Annotated in this window: 14 protein-coding genes; 12 read left to right on the top strand and 2 right to left on the bottom strand. The window is 50.7% G+C overall.

The genetic code is table 11. From position 1 onward, the window contains the following. The first annotated feature begins 8 nt into the window (after positions 1 to 8). From SPSPH_RS00505 to SPSPH_RS00520, 4 genes are all read left to right on the top strand, one after another. On the top strand, positions 9 to 188 hold the full coding sequence (locus tag SPSPH_RS00505; RefSeq protein ID WP_075752192.1) for an aspartyl-phosphate phosphatase Spo0E family protein: 180 nt from the start codon (positions 9 to 11) through the stop codon (positions 186 to 188). Between the two features lie 109 nt (positions 189 to 297). Then, entirely contained in the window at positions 298 to 1,665 is a 1,368-nt protein-coding gene (locus SPSPH_RS00510) for an amino acid permease (protein WP_075752194.1), read from the top strand. Positions 1,666 to 1,683: 18 nt separating this feature from the next. Beyond that, positions 1,684 to 2,796 carry an alanine racemase gene (gene alr, locus SPSPH_RS00515; protein ID WP_075752196.1) on the top strand — a complete coding sequence of 371 codons (1,113 nt, stop codon included), beginning with the start codon at positions 1,684 to 1,686 and terminating at the stop codon, positions 2,794 to 2,796. Positions 2,797 to 3,031: 235 nt separating this feature from the next. After that, positions 3,032 to 3,811 (top strand): CheR family methyltransferase, encoded by a 780-nt coding sequence (locus SPSPH_RS00520; protein WP_075752198.1) that lies wholly within the window; start codon positions 3,032 to 3,034, stop codon positions 3,809 to 3,811. A 26-nt stretch (positions 3,812 to 3,837) separates the two neighbouring features. On the opposite strand, the gene SPSPH_RS00525 is transcribed toward SPSPH_RS00520, so the two are convergent. After that, positions 3,838 to 4,995: a D-alanyl-D-alanine carboxypeptidase family protein gene (locus tag SPSPH_RS00525; protein ID WP_075752200.1), complete on the bottom strand. Its 1,158-nt coding sequence runs from the start codon at positions 4,993 to 4,995 to the stop codon at positions 3,838 to 3,840. 93 nt (positions 4,996 to 5,088) lie between these two features. Here SPSPH_RS00525 and SPSPH_RS00530 point away from each other — a divergent pair, with 93 nt between their 5' ends. Further along, positions 5,089 to 5,880 carry a polysaccharide deacetylase family protein gene (locus SPSPH_RS00530; protein WP_075752202.1) on the top strand — a complete coding sequence of 264 codons (792 nt, stop codon included), beginning with the start codon at positions 5,089 to 5,091 and terminating at the stop codon, positions 5,878 to 5,880. Here SPSPH_RS00530 and SPSPH_RS00535 read toward each other — a convergent pair. Further along, positions 5,837 to 6,226, bottom strand: coding sequence for a hypothetical protein (locus SPSPH_RS00535; RefSeq protein ID WP_075752204.1), 390 nt, complete (start codon positions 6,224 to 6,226; stop codon positions 5,837 to 5,839). The two genes, SPSPH_RS00530 and SPSPH_RS00535, sit on opposite strands and share 44 nt — an antisense overlap. Positions 6,227 to 6,407: 181 nt before the next feature. Here SPSPH_RS00535 and SPSPH_RS00540 point away from each other — a divergent pair, with 181 nt between their 5' ends. The 7 genes from SPSPH_RS00540 (at position 6,408) to SPSPH_RS00570 (ending at position 19,471) form a co-directional block, all read left to right on the top strand. Continuing rightward, the gene (locus tag SPSPH_RS00540; RefSeq protein WP_109298172.1) at positions 6,408 to 7,565 is read left to right on the top strand and encodes a glucose-1-phosphate adenylyltransferase; all 1,158 of its coding nucleotides are present in this window, start codon (positions 6,408 to 6,410) and stop codon (positions 7,563 to 7,565) included. Between the two features lie 121 nt (positions 7,566 to 7,686). Further along, the gene (glgB, locus tag SPSPH_RS00545) at positions 7,687 to 9,633 is read left to right on the top strand and encodes a 1,4-alpha-glucan branching protein GlgB (RefSeq protein WP_075752206.1); all 1,947 of its coding nucleotides are present in this window, start codon (positions 7,687 to 7,689) and stop codon (positions 9,631 to 9,633) included. Between the two features lie 30 nt (positions 9,634 to 9,663). Further along, the gene (locus SPSPH_RS00550) at positions 9,664 to 10,866 is read left to right on the top strand and encodes a glucose-1-phosphate adenylyltransferase (protein ID WP_075752208.1); all 1,203 of its coding nucleotides are present in this window, start codon (positions 9,664 to 9,666) and stop codon (positions 10,864 to 10,866) included. A 43-nt stretch (positions 10,867 to 10,909) separates the two neighbouring features. After that, on the top strand, positions 10,910 to 12,031 hold the full coding sequence (gene glgD, locus SPSPH_RS00555) for a glucose-1-phosphate adenylyltransferase subunit GlgD (RefSeq protein WP_075752210.1): 1,122 nt from the start codon (positions 10,910 to 10,912) through the stop codon (positions 12,029 to 12,031). Position 12,032: 1 nt separating this feature from the next. Next, positions 12,033 to 13,469: a glycogen synthase GlgA gene (gene glgA, locus SPSPH_RS00560; RefSeq protein WP_075752212.1), complete on the top strand. Its 1,437-nt coding sequence runs from the start codon at positions 12,033 to 12,035 to the stop codon at positions 13,467 to 13,469. A gap of 26 nt (positions 13,470 to 13,495) precedes the next feature. After that, positions 13,496 to 15,937, top strand: a complete 2,442-nt coding sequence (locus SPSPH_RS00565; RefSeq protein ID WP_075752214.1) for a glycogen/starch/alpha-glucan phosphorylase — start codon at positions 13,496 to 13,498, stop codon at positions 15,935 to 15,937. 18 nt (positions 15,938 to 15,955) lie between these two features. Continuing rightward, on the top strand, positions 15,956 to 19,471 hold the full coding sequence (locus tag SPSPH_RS00570) for a bifunctional glycogen debranching protein GlgX/4-alpha-glucanotransferase (protein WP_075752216.1): 3,516 nt from the start codon (positions 15,956 to 15,958) through the stop codon (positions 19,469 to 19,471). The last annotated feature ends 47 nt before the right edge of the window (positions 19,472 to 19,518 follow it).

Below are 19,518 nucleotides of genomic sequence, written 5' to 3' on the forward strand. Positions count from 1 at the left end.
GGAGTATTGTGGAAAACCTGGCGGAAAAGCAGCGGGAGATTGAAGAGGTTCGTGTCCGGCTGCATCATTTAGTAGAACAAAAATGTGGTAATTTCGCAGACCGGGAAGTAGGAGAACTTAGTGCTTATCTTGACCGGCTTATTGTCGAATACGAGTTGAGCTGCGCCTTGCAGCAGCGAGCTAAGTAGCCTTTTGTCGGCAGTAACGAAAATCTGAGGTCTAATCCCGACGCTATAGCTATAAATTACTAATAGGTGATGATTACTGTTAGTATATTGCTAGTGGCGGAGGGAGTCCATGGTGCATAAACGGGAGGAGCCGCGTGAACTGAGGCGCGGTCTTAAGGAGCGGCATATTCAGCTTATTGCGCTGGGTGGTTCCATCGGGGTTGGCTTGTTTTTAGGCTCAGCCACCGCCATCCAGGCGGCCGGGCCGTCGCTATTGGTTTCGTATCTGCTCGGCGGGGTTGTGGTTTTTTGCCTGCTGCGGGCATTGGGAGAGGTGGCGGTTGCCTATCCGGTAGCAGGTTCGTTCAGTGCCTATGCTCATATCTTCATCGGGCCGCTGGCCGGTTATGTAACCGGCTGGATGTATTGGTTTATGTGGATTGTTACCGGTATGGCCGAGATTACGGCAGTGGGTATGTATGTGAATTTCTGGATGCCGGAACTGCCGCAGTGGATACCGGCCTTAGTGGCAGTGCTTATTATGACGGCCGTTAATCTCATTGCCGTAGAGGTATATGGCGAAGTTGAGTTTTGGTTTGCCTTAATTAAGGTGGTTGCCATTGTGCTGTTAATTATTGGCGGCTTAGGCATGATTATCTTTGGCATCGGCAATGGCGGAGTCCCGATTGGGATATCGCATCTCTGGCAGCATGGCGGTTTTTTTCCGCAAGGCGCCAGCGGTGTACTCATGGCTCTGTCTATGGTACTATTTTCTTATGTGGGGATTGAAGTCATCGGTATCACGGCCGGTGAGGCCAAGGACCCCAGCAAGACGCTGCCTGCCGCTATTGACAAGGTGTTTTGGCGTATTGTATTGTTCTATGTTGGCTCGCTCTATGTGATTATGTCTATCTACCCCTGGACAGAGATTGGCAGTGTTGGCAGTCCGTTTGTATCGGTGTTTGAAAAGCTGGGGATTGGCAACGCTGCTGCGATAATGAACCTTGTCGTATTATCGGCGGCGCTTTCTTCCTGTAACAGTGGTGTTTTCAGCACCGGCCGGATGCTGTATACTCTGGCTATGCAGAAAGAGGCCCCGGCCTTTCTGGGAAGATTAAACAGCAGCCACGTTCCTGTGTACGGGGTGCTGCTTTCGTCGGCCTGCCTGCTGGTGGGTGTTGTTCTCAATTATTTCATTCCGGCTAAAGTATTCACCTATGTAACCAGTGTCGGCACCTTCGCCTGCTTATGGGTTTGGGCTATTATCATTATCGTCCAGATAAAGTTTAGGCGGAGTTTATCCCCGGCACAAACAGCCAGGCTAGGGTTCCCGATGCCGTGGTATCCTTTTTCCGGTATCTTTTGCTTGGCGATGCTGGCACTGGTGATTGTCATTATGGGCCAGGATGCCGATACTTCGATGGCTCTCCTGGTTGGCCCGTTATGGCTGCTGGGATTGGCCTTTCTCTATTGGCGGCGGTCTCGCAATATAAAGTAAATGATAGGGGTCTTACTCATGTTTGAACGTCCGGTTTGGGCAGAGATTGACTTATCTGCCATTAAACACAATGTTAGAGAAATAAAAAAAGGGCTAAGGCCTGGCGTCAAGTTTTGCGCTGTGGTTAAGGCCGACGCTTACGGTCACGGTGCAGTAGCCGTTTCGCAGGCTTTGCTGACAGCCGGTGCCGACCGGCTGGCGGTGGCGATTGTCAGTGAGGCGATTGAGCTGCGGCGAGCCGGTATTGTGGTGCCTGTTCAGGTATTGGGCTATACTCCGCCGGAGCAGGCCCTGGTGGTGGCAAAGTATGATATAGCGCAGACGGTATATTCCCTGGATATGGTTCGCGCGTTGGCGGCTGCCGGAGCGCAAACCGGCAAACAGGTGAAATTGCATATCAAAATTGATACAGGCATGGGGCGAATTGGCATTTTGCCGGAAGAGGCAGGTGAGTTTGCCGCCGCGGTAGCCAACATGGCTGGTGTAGAAATTGAGGGAGTTTTTTCGCATTTTGCTACCGCTGATGAAGCGGACAAGAGCTATGCCGAATTTCAATATGCCAGATTTGAAGAAGCACTGCAGCGGATAAAAGCTAAAGGCATCCATGTTCCCCTGCGGCATATGGCCAATAGTGCCGCCACCCTGGAATTGCCCCAAACACATCTGGATATGGTCAGGCCTGGAATTATTCTTTATGGACTATGGCCATCTCCTGAAGTAAATAAAAATATCAGACTGAAGCCGGCTATGTGCCTCAAAGCCCAGGTAGCCCATATAAAAACGGTGGCGGCTGGAGCCGGCATCAGTTATGGACGGACATACATTGCTGAGACAGAACGCAAAATTGCCACCTTGCCTATCGGGTATGCCGACGGTTGGCGCAGAGAACTATCCGGCAGGACGGAGGTCTTGATCAACGGCGGTTATGCCCCCTTGGTCGGCAGGATCTGCATGGATCAGTGCATGGCCGATGTTACCGGTATTGCTGAGGTCAAGAACGGCGATACCGCCATTTTATTTGGGGTGCCTGAACTGACAACCGATAAGGTGGCAGAGGTGTTAGGGACAATTACTTACGAGCTTGTCTGTATGGTCGGGGAGCGGGTTCCCCGCATATATATCAACAGGTAAGCCGGATTTTGCTGCTGCGGCAATGTACGGAAGCAGCCTTAGTCTGATGCAACGAAAATGAAGTAAGTCCTGGTATAGCGTTTCCTGTACCAGGACTTACTTCATTTTCAGGGTTGACTGGTGGAAAATTACTATCCATAAAGGGAATGTAAGTAGGAAAATACCGGTATTGTGTCGAATTTTCAACCATTAGTATCAAAAGTATGCTTAAAATAAAACAGGGGGTTTCTTTGCCATGAGTGACAAGGATTGGGAGTTGTTTAAGCAGAAGGTTCATACAAAGTCAGGTATTAACCTTAATGATTACAAGCCGGCGCAAATGCAGCGCCGTATTGGCAATATGATGAGCCGCCACGGAGCCGGCAGTTATGTCGATTTTTTTGGTAAGCTGGAGACCGACCAAAAGCTGTATAAGGATTTCGTCGATTTTCTTACCATTAATGTGACTGAATTTTTCCGGACGCCGGAGAAATTTGACGAACTGGAGAAAAGAGTTATTCCAGACCTCCTGAAACAGAGTGCTAAGCTCAATATTTGGAGTGCCGGCTGTTCCATTGGCGCCGAGCCTTATTCGTTAGCTATTATGCTTAATGAGCTGACACCACAGGTGAGACACCGTATTTTGGCCACAGATCTCGATATCGAGATGCTGGCCAAGGCTAAACAGGGAACCTATACAGCCAATGAACTCAAAAATATACCGTCTGCCAGACTTGCTAAATATTTTAAGCAGGCAGACGGCAAGGCCACAATCAATGACGATATTCGGGCAAAGGTGGAGTTTGGGCGTCATAATTTGCTGGTTGATAAGTTTGAAACCGGCTTTGACCTGATTTTGTGCCGCAATGTTGTTATTTACTTTACTGAGGCAGCCAAAGACAGTCTGTACCGCCGTTTTTTCGCTGCTTTGAAACCGGGCGGGGTACTGTTTGTCGGCGGTACGGAGGCGATACTCAATTTCCGCGATATCGGGTTCAGCCACTATTTGCCGTTCTTTTACCGCAAGCCTTTTTAGTTGTAATCGCCCGGCAGGGGCGGCCGCTATAATAATCCCCAGTTGGACAGGCGGCGCACGGTATCCAGCCAGTGTCTGAGCAGGACCTTGCTTACGGTGCGTTCTTCCACCGCGTTGCCGGCAACAAGATCAACTGTTTTTACGGCTTTATCCTGCACATAGAAAATGATTTCGCCGATTTTTTGGCCCTGGTATACCGGGGCTTTTATTTTTTCCGGCAAATCCACTTCGACCGTCACTGCGGAATAATCGGCAGCATTGACTACCAGGGCGGCAGGGGCGGCTACCAGGGCATCTACCATGCCTGTTATGCCGTTGTCTACCGGCAGTGAGGCAAATACCGCCCCCTGCTCGGCATATTCATACAGGTCGTAGGTATCAAAACCGTGCTTTAGCAGCATCATCGAATCAAACCAGCGCGAGTGATCATGCAGGACAACGGCAATGAGCTTTTGGTTGTTGCGGGTAGCGCTTGAAACCAGGCAGGGACCGGCCGCGTTGGTGGTACCGGTTTTTACGCCGTCAGCATCTTCCAGCATCCAGAGCAGTTTGTTGGTATTGCGGAGATTGCGGTCATGGCTTTTGCCTTTGCGGTCAAGCCATTCAATATTTGTTTCCTTGGTGCCGACAATTTCGGCAAATGTGGGGTTATTCAACGCATAGCGGGTAATCCAGGCCAAATCAAAAGCTGTGGATGCATGGTTAGGGGCGCTAAGACCGTGCGGATTGCGGAAATGTGTGTGCAGTGCACCGATGCTGCCGGCTTTCTGGTTCATGATTGCCACAAAGGCATCCACCGAGCCTGCCAGGTGTTCGGCAATAGCTACCGCCGCGTCGTTGCCGGACCGGAGCAATAGCCCGGTAAGCAGTTCACGGAGTGTGATGCTTTGTCCGGGATAGAGATTGAGCGAAGAACCGGGGGTGGAGGCGGCATGGATACTTACCCGGGTTGTTTCGTCCAAACGGCCGCTCTCAATGGCGATAATGGCTGTCATGATTTTGGTGGTGCTGGCCGGAGCCAGCTTTTTATTCATGTTTCGGTCATAAAGCACTTGCCCTGTCTTGGCATCCATTAGAACAGCCGCCTGAGCCGACAGGGTTGGCGGCGCAGCTCCGGCAGTGCCGGCAGCCAGCCATAGGAAAAACGTAAGTAAGGCGGTACAACGTAAGACAATGCGGGTCATGGGATACCCCCTTAGTGTTAGCTATCTTATTGTCATATCTGGCCCCCGGTCGGCGTAGTATCCAAAAAGGAGTACTGCATAGGGGGGATTGTATTGCGTAATTTGCGCAAACGGAGTTTTTTCAGTATAGCCGTGTTGGCTGTCGGCTTAGTATGCGGCCTGATATACGAAACCATGCTGGCAGTTGATGACAAATATCAGGTTATCCGTAAAGTGTCCACTACCCACAAAGTAGTGGCACTTACTATTGATGATGGTCCGCATCCTCAGGCCACGCCGGAAGTGCTGAAAGTTCTGCGGGACAAACAAGTAAAGGCCACTTTTTTTGTTTTGGGAGCCAATGCCCAGGTTCATCCTGGCATTACAGCCCAGACCCTGGCTGACGGGCACGAAATTGCTTCTCATGCTTACAGCCATCAATTTCTCAACCGGATGTCGCTAACGGCGGCGGCGGCAGAGCTTGAACGGTCTGAGGCCATCCTTACCGGTATTGGCGCACCTAAGCCGACACTCTTTCGCCCGCCAGGCGGCGGGTACAATGACCGCATTGTGGCAATGGCCCGTGAGCGGGGTTACACGACAGTATTGTGGTCTGTTGATAGTGGCGACTGGCGCCAATTACCTGTTGAACAAGTGGTTAAAACTATTATGGACAATGTCCGGCCAGGCAGTATCATCCTTATGCATGACGGACAATATCCGCTGCCTACGCCGCAGGCCATAGGCATAGTTATTGATAACCTGCGCAGCCAGGATTATCAATTTGTGACGGTGAGCGAGCTGCTGCAATATTATGAGGCAGCCAGACCGGCCAGTACCTTGCGGTACTTAACATTAGGTACTACGGCTCGTATTGTTTCAAGTTCTGCCAGTGGGTATGAATGAGTTGATCATACCGGTGCATGGTCGCGGTACGTTCGTTTCGCAGGGCTTGAATAGCGCCCAGGGTTTTTTGGTCAAACGAATACACCTTATTTTTGGATATGGTCAACGGCTTTGCATATTCTTTGAGTTTGGTCGCCACCTTGCAGTTGGCTTTGGTCTCTTTGAGGATAACGGCCGGCTCTAACAGGTCGGAACCTTCGTAGCGGTGGATTAGACAGTTGGGCTGCAGGTGGTCGATTACATTTTTGTTGTCACCCGTGAAAATAAGCTCACCCCCGCAGCCCGGGCAGGCGGTCAAATTGTCCGGCAAATAATTATGACAGCCCATACATACAATTTCATTCATTTACATCCCTCCGCCCTTATTGTGTCCGAAAAAATCGCCGGATATAAATGGAGACTTGATTCAGGTGGGATTTTAATTCTGTCTCAATTCTAGTCGGATAAATGCTGGTTCTATATTTCCCTGCCCCTGCATATGGTAATCATGTCTGTCGGATGGCTAACTTTCAGGGAGGGGAGATTTTTTGGAAAATAAGGAATGGATTGCCATGATACTGGCACAAGGCAGTTGTCTGGGAGCATTAACGCAAGAAGTAGCCAAACCTGCCGTGCCGTTTGGCGGTCAGTATCGCATTATTGATTTTACTTTAAGCAATTGCCGGAATTCCGGCCTGGATACTGTGGGGATACTGACCCAGTATCAGCCGCTGCTGTTACATAGTTATGTCGGCAATGGCAGTGCCTGGGATCTTGATAGAAGAGACGGCGGGGTGCATATTCTGCCGCCTTTTTTCCGGGAGCAGGGTGGTGAATGGTATAAAGGAACGGCAGATGCTGTCTATCAGAATGTTGAATTTATCGAACATTTTGGGCCCGAGTATGTGGTGGTGCTGTCAGGCGACCATATTTATAAGATGAATTATGCCGACATGCTCAGCCTGCACAAAGCCTGTCAGGCTGATGTGACTCTGGGGGTGCTTGAGGTGCCCCGGGAGGAAACCGGCCGGTTTGGCCTCATAGATATAGGTGTTGACGGACAAATAACAGGTTTGGGTGAGAAACTCCGCCAGACCAGGGGTAATCAGGTTTCCATGGGAGTGTATATTTTTTCCTGGAAAGTGTTAAAACAGTATTTGGAAAGAGATGCTGCCAGTTTTACATCCACCCATGATTTTGGCAAAGACATAATCCCTGCTTTGTTGGCTGCCGGCAAGCGCATATATGCCTATAAGTTTGCCGGATATTGGCAGGATGTGGACACAATCAGCAGCTATTGGCAGACCAATATGGATATATTGGGGCTGGCCCCGAAACTGGTGCTGGATGATCCGGACTGGCCTGTATATTCGCCGCAGGTAAGTTTGCCGCCCCAGTATCACGGGCCGGGAGCTAAAGTGAGCAATTCGGCAATTGCCGGGGGAGTCACTGTTTTGGGAGAGGTGGAGAATTCTATTGTTTTTCCCGGTGTATATATTGGCCCGGGGGCTAAAATTAAGGACAGTATTATTATGCAGTATGCCCGGATCGAACGCGACACCACGCTGGCTGGCGCTATCATTACGGCCAATGCCGTAGTGAGTCCGGGAATGGCAGCTCATGCCGGGAACGGCGTCATTCCGGTTATGGGCAACCGCCAGTTCATAACAGCGGAAATTTTGGCGAAAATTGAGCGGGCAGGCTGATTTAGTAATAATGAAAATTATGGAAAAATTAGCATGACATAACAGGTATTTTCTCTGCCCAGGTAGAAGTAATATAGTAGATTTAGAACAGACTACTAACAACAGCAGGGGGTGGGTAGTGATGACTATGGCGTGGCTTACCGATTATGATAAGTATTTATTCCATGAGGGCCGCAATACCCGCAGTTATACTATGCTGGGAGCGCATCTAGCCACAGCCGGCGGGGTGGCTGGCGCCTGGTTTGCCGTATGGGCGCCTCGTGCCAGAGCAGTCAGGGTTATCGGCAGTTTTAACAACTGGGACGGCAGCGGTCATGCCATGGTAAAGGCACGTGACTGCGGTGTGTGGGCGTTGTTTGTTTCCGGGGCTGCAGCGGGGGATTTGTATAAATACGAGATTGTTACCGGTAGCGGGGAAGTGCTGCATAAGGCCGACCCATATGCTTTTGCTGCCGAAGTCAGGCCGAATACAGCCTCAAAACTGGTCAGCCTGGAAGGCTATTGCTGGCAGGATGACGCTTGGCGTGAGGCCAAAGCCAAAAAGAGTCCTTATAACCAGCCGATGAATATCTATGAAGTGGATTTGGGTTCATGGAAGCGGGGCAGTGACCGCCAAAAGCTGTCCTACCGGGAGCTGGCGCTGGAACTGCCGCAGTATGCCGCCAGTATGGGCTATACCCATATTGAGTTGCTGCCTGTTGCCGAGCATCCGTTTGACGGTTCGTGGGGCTATCAGGCCACCGGTTATTATGCTGTTACCAGCCGTTACGGCGAGCCGGAAGACTTTATGTATTTTGTTGATTGCTGCCATCGGCAGGGAATCGGGGTCATTCTGGACTGGGTTCCCGGACATTTTTGCAAAGATGCTCATGGACTGGCCTGCTTTGACGGTACAACCCTCTACGAATACAGTGACTGGCGGCGCGAGAATCGCGGCTGGGGTACGGCCAATTTTGACCTTAGCCGGCCGGAAGTGGTGAGCTTTTTAATTTCAAATGCGCTATTTTGGCTGGAGGTCTACCATATTGACGGCCTGCGGATTGACGCGGTGGCCAACATGCTGTACCTCAATTATGGCCGTGATCAGGGCGATTGGGAACCTAACTGCCAGGGCGGGACGGAAAATTTGGAAGCCGTCAGCTTTTTGCAGCAGCTTAATGAAGCTGTTTTTGCCAATTATCCGGCGGCGCTGGTGATTGCCGAGGACTCGACAGCCTGGCCGCTGGTTACTCAACCGACTTATTTGGGTGGTTTAGGGTTTAATTTTAAATGGAATATGGGCTGGATGAACGATATGCTGCGCTATATGGCGCTGGATCCGCTTCATCGTCAGCATCATCATAATCTGGTGACTTTTTCTTTCATGTATGCTTTTTCCGAAAACTTTGTCCTGCCTTTATCCCATGATGAGGTAGTACATGGCAAGAAATCGCTGCTGGATAAAATGCCGGGTGATTACTGGCAGAAGTTTGCCAATCTCCGGGCCTTTTACGCCTATATGATGGCCCATCCCGGCAAAAAGCTGTTGTTTATGGGCGGGGAGTTTGGTCAATTCATTGAATGGAATTACCAGGACAGTTTGGACTGGCATTTACTTGATTACGAAATGCACGGTAAACTGCTGGACTATGTTAAAGCGCTGAATCACTTTTATCTGGAACATCCGGCTTTGTGGCAAAACGAGCAGGATTGGCAGGGCTTTTCCTGGATTGATTGTCACAACAGCGAGCAGAGTGTCCTGGTGTTTAAACGGCAAGGGAAAGAAGCCGGTGAGTTTATTATCGCTGTGCTGAATTTTACGCCGGTTGTCCGGCAGGAGTTCCGGCTGGGTGTACCGGCTGCCCGGCATTATGTCGAAGTACTCAACAGCGACAGGCCGGTATATGGCGGGTCAGGCCAGGAAAATCCGGGAGAGCTTATTCCGGAGACCGTTGCCTGGCATGGTCAGCCTAACTCTCTTCTTATTACGCTGCCACCCTTGGCGGCTGTGTATTTAAAACCGGTTGGCGCCAGTTGTCCGGAAGCAACTGGGGGAGACCTTGAAGATACCGGTGTTGTTGCAGATTAAAAAGGACTACATAGGGGAGAGTGGAGCACTATGCGAAGCAAGGAATGTGTTGCCATGATTTTAGCCGGCGGTCAGGGAAGCAGACTGGGGGCGCTGACCAAAAAGCTGGCCAAGCCGGCTGTACCGTTTGGCGGCAAGTATCGCATCATTGATTTCCCGCTGAGCAATTGTTATAACTCCGGCATTGATACTGTCGGCGTGCTGACCCAGTACCAGCCATTAGCCCTTCATTCCTATATTGGTATTGGAAGTGCCTGGGACCTCGACCGCCGCAACGGCGGAGTGTATGTACTGCCGCCATATGTCCGGGAAAAAAGCGGCGAATGGTACAAAGGCACGGCAGATGCCATTTATCAGAACTTTAATTTTATCGAAATGTTTAACCCGGAATATGTGCTGATCCTGTCAGGCGATCACATTTATAAAATGGATTATTCGCTGATGCTTGATTATCATAAAACCAAGCAGGCTGATGTTACCATTGCTGTTATTGAGGTGCCGTGGGAGGAAGCCGGCCGGTTTGGCATTATGAATACGGCAGCCGAGGATTGTATTGTGGAATTTGAGGAAAAACCCAAGAATCCAAAAAACAACCTGGCTTCCATGGGAATATACGTATTTAGCTGGCCGGCACTCAGAGCCTATCTGGCGGCCGATGCTGCCGATACCAGCTCCAGCCATGACTTTGGTAAAAATGTCATCCCCAGGATGCTGGCCGGTGGTGAGCGCCTGTATGCTTACCGCTTCAGCGGCTACTGGAAGGATGTTGGCACAGTCGAAAGTTTTTGGGAAGCCAACATGGATTTGCTCAGTGATGAACCGACGCTCAATTTGTATGATCCCAGCTGGCGGATTTATTCTGTCAGCCCTGCGCAGCCGCCGCATTTTGTGGCAGATACGGCGCAGATTATTTGTTCGATGATCACGGAAGGCTGCCAAATACACGGCCAGGTGGAAAATTCCGTATTGTTTCCCGGCGTGTATGTGGGGGCAGGTGCCAGGGTAAAGGATTCTATTATTATGCCTTACACGACTATTGGTGCCAATGCCGTTATTAATAAAGCCATTATCGGCCGCAAATCAGTCATTGAAGCCGGCGCTCAGATTGGCACAGATGAAATAACTGAGCAGGAGGCAACCCGCTGGTTTTCCGGGATAACCTTAATTGGCGATAACCTGACAATTACCAGCGAGACTAAGATTAAGCGCAATGCCCTGCTTGCCCGTTCGTAAGCTTCCGGCGCAAAGCAGCATGGTTATGAAGGGAGGAAGTCTATTGAAGAATGTAATGGGTTTGATCAATTTGCATGAGAGTCATGACCTGCTCCGGGAGATAACCAAAAACCGGCCGCTGGCCGCGATTCCGTTTGGTGGCCGGTATCGCTTGATTGATTTTGTGCTGTCAAATTTTATCAATTCCGGCATAACCAATGTGGGCATTTTATCTGCCGGCAATTCGCGTTCGCTTATGGACCATATCCGTTCAGGCAAGGAGTGGGATCTGGCCCGGAAGCGGGATGGCCTGTTTATCCTGCCTTCGTTGCAGACCGACAACGTGCAGGGGGCATTTCCCAAAGACCTGGTGGATTTTTTCAATAATCTTGATTATATTAGAAGCAGCCGGCAGCGCTATGTTCTGCTTTCAGGCAGCCGGGCAGTTTGTAATATTAATTATGAGGCCGCGTTTCGTTTTCACCAGGAAAAAAACGCCGATATAACCATATTATACAAAGAATACAGTGACACCGATGTCCGGCAGATGACCGGCGCCACCCTGCTGGAAACCACGTCCGACGGCCGGATTGTGGATATGGAGATTTGTCCGGTCAGCGCCCGTAGTAACAAATTATCGCTGGCCATGTACCTGATGGAGCGCAGCTTGTTTGTTGATTTAATTGATGCCAGTGTGGCGCGGGGCGGGACGAATCTGGCACGCGATTGTTTTCTTAAAAACCTGGAGAATCTCAGAATTTATGGATTTCCTTTTCAGGGTTATTTGGCCCAGATTAATTCGGTGCAGGATTATTTTAGTCACAGTATGGCGCTGTTAACTCCCGCGGTATGGCAGGAACTCTTTTTTTCCAACGGCTCCATTTACACGAAGGTTAAGGATGCGGCCCCCGCCAAATACCAGCAGGACGCTCAGGTTAGAAGTTCGCTTGTCGCCAATGGTTCGGTAATCGCCGGGAAGGTGGAAAACAGTATTTTGTTCCGTGGTGCTAAGATTCATAAAGACGCCCGGATTACCAACAGCATTATTATGCAAAACGGGGAGGTCGGACCGGGAGCAATTATCGAGAATGTCATTTGTGACAAAGATGTCAAAATTACAGCAGGCAAACGGCTTAAGGGGGAATTAAACCACCCCATTGTCATTACGAAGGGAACGGTGATTTAATATGCGAAAAGTTTTATTTGTGGCATCTGAGGCTGCACCGTTTGCCAAAACCGGCGGTTTAGGTGATGTGATTGGCTCGCTGCCAAAAGCGCTTACCGCGCAAGGCGGCGATATTCGGGTAATTATGCCTAAGTATAGTTGTATTCCGGACGAATTTGTCTCCCGGATGGTTAAGCGGGCCACCTTTACCGTATCTGTCGGCTGGCGCAGGCAGTATGCGGGACTGTATGAGCTTGACTTTCAGGGGGTTACCTGGTATTTCATCGACAATGAATATTATTTTAAGCGCGAGGGCCTGTATGGCTATTATGACGAGGCCGAGCGGTTTGCCTATTTTTGCCGGGCGGTGCTTGAGGCGTTGCCGCGACTGGACTTTATGCCTGAAATCATTCACTGCCATGACTGGCAGACCGGGCCGCTGGCGGCTATGCTTAAACTCCAATATATTGACAGAAATGAATATGCGGGTGTCAAAACGGTATTCACCATTCATAATCTAATGTATCAGGGGATTTTCCCCAGTGATATTTTGGTAGACCTGTTAGGTTTGCCGACCAGTGCGTTTACCGCCGATGGTCTGGAGTTCTACGGGCAGGTCAACTTTTTGAAAGGAGGTCTGGCGTTTAGCGATCAGATAACCACTGTCAGCAAATCGTATGCCGAGGAGATGCAATATCCTTATTTCGGGGAAAAACTGGAGGGTATCTTGGCCAAACGCCGGGCTGATATTTGCGGGATTGTAAACGGCATTGACTATGAAACTTATAATCCGGCCGGGGATAGTTTCATCTATACCAATTATACCTGGCGGGGAACCACCAAACGTCTTGACAACAAAATCAAACTCCAGGCCGAACTGGGTTTGTCTGTAGGCAAACACATTCCGCTTATTGGCATGGTTTCCCGGCTGGTGGATTCCAAGGGGCTGGATCTGATTGCTCATGTCATGGCAGAATTGCTGGACCTTGATGTACAGCTGGTGGTGCTGGGAACCGGTGAAAGGCGCTTTGAAAACCTGTTTGCCTATGCGGCAGGCTGCCGCCCGGATAAAGTATCGGCCAAGATTACTTTTTCTGACGATTTGGCCCATAAGATTTATGCCGGTTCTGACATGTTTCTTATGCCGTCCCGGTTTGAGCCTTGCGGTATCGGGCAGCTGATCGCGCTCCGGTATGGCAGTATTCCTATTGTCCGGGAAATCGGCGGCCTTAAGGATACTGTTATCCGCTTCCAGCCGGAAACCGGTGAAGGCAATGGTTTTACTTTTATTAATTATAATGCTCATGAAATGCTGGGTACTATTAAAGAAGCTGTGCTCTTATACCAGGACCGGACCGAGTGGAGTAAGCTGGTTAAGAATGCTATGCGCTCTGACAACAGCTGGAGTCATTCGGCCGGCGAGTATTGCCGGATGTATGAGAGTTTGATTGCCGGCTAGCAAACGGACGGGGGAGGATAAATAATATGTTCAGAACTAAAGAAGAATTTAAAGCAGCTTTTATCGAACGCCTGGAAACCCTGTTCGGAGAACATCTGGATGATGCCACGCTTACCGATAAATATGCAGCCCTCAGCACTTTGATACGGGAGATTATCAACAAACGCTGGTATAAATCCAATATGCAATATCGTGTCAGTAAAGATAAGCAGGTGTACTATTTTTCTATGGAATTTTTGCTGGGGCGGCTGCTTGGCAGTAATCTTTTCAATCTGGGGCTGACCGACCTATGCCGGGAAGGTTTGGCTGAATTAGGCATTGATTTGGCAGAATTGGAGGCTGTGGAAGCAGACGCCGGTTTGGGAAACGGTGGCCTGGGGCGCCTTGCCGCCTGTTTTCTTGATTCTATGGCTTCACTGCAGCTGCCTGGCCACGGCAACGGCATCCGTTACCGGCATGGCATGTTTGAACAAAAGATTGTCGATGGGTATCAAATGGAATTGCCGGATAACTGGCTGCGTGACGGCTATGTCTGGGAAATGCGCAAGGCCAGCCGGGCGGTAACTGTTAAATTCGGCGGTACTGTCCGGATGGAGGAACGGGCAGGAAGGCTTGTTGCCATTCATGAAAATTATGAACCGGTACTGGCTGTGCCTTATGATATACCGGTTGTCGGCGCTAACCGCAATACCGTCAATACCTTGCGGCTGTGGAGTGCCGAGACCAACCATTTTGATTTTTCCTCTTTCAGCAAAGGCGACTTTTTAAAAGCGGTGGAACAGAAGTATTCCATGGAAGCCACCTCGCAGATCCTGTACCCTGACGACAATTATCCGGAAGGCAAGGTGCTCAGGCTCAAACAGCAATATTTCTTCGTTTCTGCCGGTTTGCAGAGCATTGTCCGGCGGTATAAGCGCACCCATGGCGGAACGCCGGCCGATCTGGCCAAAATTCACGAAAAAATTGCCATCCATATCAATGACACCCACCCGGCGCTGGCCGTACCGGAGTTAATGCGCATTCTGCTGGATGAAGAGGGGTTAGGCTGGGCTGAGGCCTGGAATGCCACCTGCAAAACCATTTCCTACACCAATCATACGATTTTGCCTGAAGCGCTGGAGAAATGGCCGGTTGAACTGGTAGGACGCCTGCTGCCGCGCATGTATACGCTTATTCGCGAAATTAATGAGCGGTTTTGTGCCGCCCTGTGGGAGCAATACCCCGGTGATTGGGATAAAATCCGGGATATGGCCATCATCAGTGAAGGTTATGTGCATATGGCGCATTTGGCGGTTGTCGGCAGTCACAGTGTCAACGGTGTGGCTGAAGTGCACAGCAATATACTGAAACAAGAAGTTATGGCTAATTTTCATAAATTCTACCCCCATCGCTTTAATAATAAAACCAATGGGGTTACCCACCGCCGCTGGCTGGCTAAAGCCAATCCCGCACTGGCTGATCTTATTAGCGAAACCATCGGCCAAGGCTGGCTGGATCATCCCACTGAACTGGCAAATCTGCACCGTTATGGTACCGACGCGGCCTTCCAGGCAAGCGTTAAAGCCGTTAAACAAGCCAATAAGGAACGGCTGGCTCAGTATATTAAAGCTAAAATGAATATAACGGTTGACACTCAGTCTATTTTTGATGTGCATGTAAAGCGGATTCATGCGTATAAACGCCAGACATTAAATGCGCTCCATATTTTAGACTTATATAACCGCCTCAAGGCGGATCCCAGTCTGGATATTGAGCCGCGCACCTTTATTTTCGCCGGTAAGTCGGCAGCCGGGTATTATCTGGCCAAACGCATTATCAAGTTTATTAACACCCTGGCCCAGGTCATTAACAATGACCCGGATATTGGCGGTAGAATTAAGGTTGTCTTTATGGAAAACTACAGTGTATCGCTGGCTGAACTTATTATTCCGGCCGCCGATGTCAGTGAGCAGATATCAACAGCCAGCCGCGAGGCCTCCGGCACCGGTAATATGAAGTTTATGATGAACGGTGCGGTTACTATCGGTACGCTGGATGGTGCCAATATTGAGATTCATGATGAAGTTGGCGACGATAATATAGTTATTTTCGGGTTAACCGCCGACGAAGTCCTGAACTATTATAAATATGGCGGCTACAATGTGCTGGACGTATATAACAGCAACCCGCGCCTGAAGCAAGCGGTTGACCAGCTAATTAACGGCTTTTTCCCTGTTAGTGCCGATGAGTTTGACAGTATTCATCATTCTCTCATGCGTACCAATGATGAGTACTTTGTCTTAAAGGATTTTGCCGGTTATGCGGCAGCCCAGGAAAAGGTCGGCAATCTGTATCGCGATCAGAGCCGTTGGCAGACGATGTCCATAAATAATATTGCCTTTTCGGGCAGATTTGCCAGCGACCGCACAATTTCCGAATATGCTATTGGCATTTGGCAGATTAAGCCGGTTGTAATCAGGGAATTCTAATACCGGAGGTGGACCGGCATGAACCAGTGCCCGATTTTTCATGATTCCCATAATAAGGACTTTCGCAGCCCCTTTGGGGCTGCTGCTTGTTATACAGAAATAACATTACGTTTGCTGACTGTCAATACCAAGCGGCAGGGTGAACTGCCCGCAGAAACCGCTGATTTACGGTTATGGCAGGAAGGTGCCGGAGAAATTCTCCTTGACATGCAGCTTGTCCGGGAGGAGCAGGGACGGCGTCTGTATGAAGCCAGCTTTACCGCTCCGGGCAATCCGGGTGTTATTTGGTACTACTTTATTATCAGGCGGGGAGAACAAACTTTCTATTATGGCAACAACGCAGCCGAGCTGGGCGGTGTGGGACAGCTTCTCAGCTATCCGCCGCCCTCATACCAGATCAGCACCTACCTGCCGGAAGCGGTTACACCGGCCTGGTTTAAACATGCGGTAGTATACCAAATCTTTGTTGACCGGTTTTATAATGGGTTGCCTGAAGGGAAAATTCTTAATCCGCGGCCAGGCAGCCTGCTGCATGCCGACTGGCAGGATACGCCGGTGTATACCCGGGATATGGAGACAGGTGCAATCTTAGCCTACGACTTTTTCGGCGGCAATCTGGCCGGGGTTATGGCCAAGCTGCCTTATCTGGCAGAACTGGGAGTAACCGCCATTTATTTTAACCCGGTATTTGCTTCTCCTTCCAATCACAAATACGATACCGCCGACTACCTGACCATTGACCCCATGTTTGGCGACAACAACCTGTTTGCTAAAGTTTGTGCCAAGGCTGGTGAGCATGGCATTGCCGTTATTTTAGACGGTGTGTTCAGCCATACCGGCAGTGATAGCCTGTACTTCAATCAGGAAGGCAGCTATGACACACTTGGCGCTTACCAGTCTAAAGCTTCTCCCTACTATTCGTGGTATAAATTTATCGACCATCCTGATACATTCGAATCCTGGTGGGGGATCGGCACAATGCCGAATGTCAATGAAGAGGATCCTTCTTATCAACACTTCATCATTGATGGCCCGGACAGTGTACTTAAATATTGGCTTGAAGCCGGTGTAAAAGGCTGGCGGCTGGATGTGGCCGATGAACTGCCGGAATCCTTTTTGCGCAAATTTTATAAGACGCTCAAAGAGCAGGACCCGGAGGCCGTCCTGATTGGCGAGGTATGGGAAGACGCTTCACGCAAGGTGTCTTACGGCCATTTGCGTCAGTATTTTGACGGCACCGAGCTTGACTCGGTTATGAATTATCCCTTCCGCAAACTTGTCCTTGACTTTATGTTAGGCTGGCGGGACGCGCAGGCGGTACACCGCCGGTTATTCAATTTATATGAAAACTACCCGAAAGAAAACTTTTATGCCAATATGAATATTATCGGCAGCCATGATGTGCCGCGTATTCTCACCTTGCTTGCCGAAGCGCCGCCCGAAGCGGCGCACAGTAAACTAAACGCTTTTAAACACCGTCTGACGCCGGCGCAGCGGGAGCTGGGGCTGGCACGGCTGAAGCTGGTTGTTTTATGGCAAATGACTTTTCCCGGCACTCCCTGCATTTACTATGGTGATGAGGTTGGGGTTGAGGGTTACAGTGACCCGTTAAACCGCCGCCCCTATCCGTGGGGCCGGGAAGATAAAGAATTGCTGGCATGGTACAAAAAATTAGTTGGCCTGCGCCGCAGCCATCAGGTTTTGCGGACAGGTGAATGGCTGCTCTTATGTGCCGCAGACGATGTGTATGGTTATGTGCGCAGTATCCGCAGCGGTCAGGATATCTTCGGGGATCTGGCGGCAGATAATACGGCGGTTATTGTGTTTAACCGCAGCTGTCATAAGGCGGCTGCGATAAGCATTGATACGGCGGTTTGGTTTGCCGGTCAGGCCTATGTTGTGGATGCTTTGACCGGTGATACGATTGCGCTGCCTGACACAGGCCGGCTGGAACTGACGCTGCCGCCGCTGTCAGGCCGGCTGCTGCTGGCCCGGGACGAAACGCCGCCCGCCGGACCGGAACGTACCCATGGCATTCTGCTGCACCCGACCTCGCTGCCTTCCCCCTTCGGTATTGGCGATCTGGGGCCGGAAGCCTGCCGGTTTGTTGATTTTCTTGTTGCCGGCAACCAGCAGCTATGGCAGTTTCTGCCGCTCAACCCGGTAGGCTTTGGTGATTCGCCCTATCAGTGCCTGTCGGCATTTGCCGGCAATCCGCTGCTTATCTCGCCGGAAAGGCTGAGAGATGCCGGTTGGCTGACAGAGGCCGAACTACAGCATAACAACGAATTTTCCCGGCAAGATCCTGCCTGTGTCGATTTCCCCCAGGTCAAACTGTGGAAGGAGCAGATTTTCCGGCAGGCTTTTGACCGCTTTCGGCAGCAGGAACCGACAGACGCCTATGCCGATTTTGTGGCGGCGGCGGCTGACTGGCTGCCAGACTACACGCTGTTTATGGCACTTAAGCGGCATTTTCAGGGCCTGCCCTGGAACCAATGGCCGCCGGCTGTCAGCCAGCGCCGGCCTGAGGTCGTCAGCCACTACCGTCAACTGCTTGCCGAAGAAATTGAGTATCAAACCTTCCTGCAATTTGTTTTCTGGCAGCAATGGCAGGAGTTAAAGCAGTATGCCAACAGCCGGGGCATTCGCCTGTTCGGTGATTTGCCGCTGTTTGTTGCCCATGACAGTGCCGATGTGTGGGCTAATCCCCACTTGTTTTCTCTTGATGCAGCCGGCAATCCGACCAAGGTGGCCGGTGTACCGCCTGACTATTTCAGCGATACCGGGCAGCTCTGGGGCAATCCACTTTATAACTGGGAGCAAATGGCGCTGGATGACTACCATTGGTGGCGCCGCCGTCTGGAAGTCCTGCTTACGCTGGTCGATGTCATCCGTATTGATCATTTCCGGGGTCTTGAGGCGTATTGGGAAATTCCGGCCGGCGAGCCGACGGCGGTCAACGGGCAGTGGATAGCCGGGCCGGGAGCCGGGTTTTTTGCCATATTGGAAAAATATCTGGGCAGGCTGCCGCTGGTGGCTGAAGATTTGGGTATTATTACTCCGGAGGTTAACAGGCTTAAACACCGGCTTGGCTATCCGGGCATGAAAGTATTGCAGTTTAGTTTTGGTGATGGCCTGTCAGCGCCTGATTTCCCCTATAATACCGGTGCCGACACCATCGCTTATACCGGCACACATGATAATGATACGCTGCTGGGCTGGTTTGGGCGGATTGGCAGCACTGAGCCGGAGCTTAAGCGCCGGGTGCTTCGCCACCTCAACCGGCTGGGCCTGGACAGTGACTTAAGTGATGCCGGTGTATGCAGGCAGCTTATCCGCCTGACTTATCTCAGCCAGGCTAAGACAGTGATACTGCCGCTGCAGGATGTACTTGGCCTGGGCCACGCAGCGCGGATGAACACTCCGGGAACAGCGGACGGCAATTGGGGCTGGCGGCTGGAGCCCGGTATGCTCACCCCCGAAGTCAGCAGTTGTTTGCGGGAGTGGAGCAGTTTGACAATTGACCGGCAATAGTGAAAAAATAATCAACAAAAATTGCATAGGCATGCAACTTTTGTTGA

It is taken from the genome of Sporomusa sphaeroides DSM 2875, from assembly GCF_001941975.2.
Taxonomy (GTDB): domain Bacteria; phylum Bacillota; class Negativicutes; order Sporomusales; family Sporomusaceae; genus Sporomusa; species Sporomusa sphaeroides.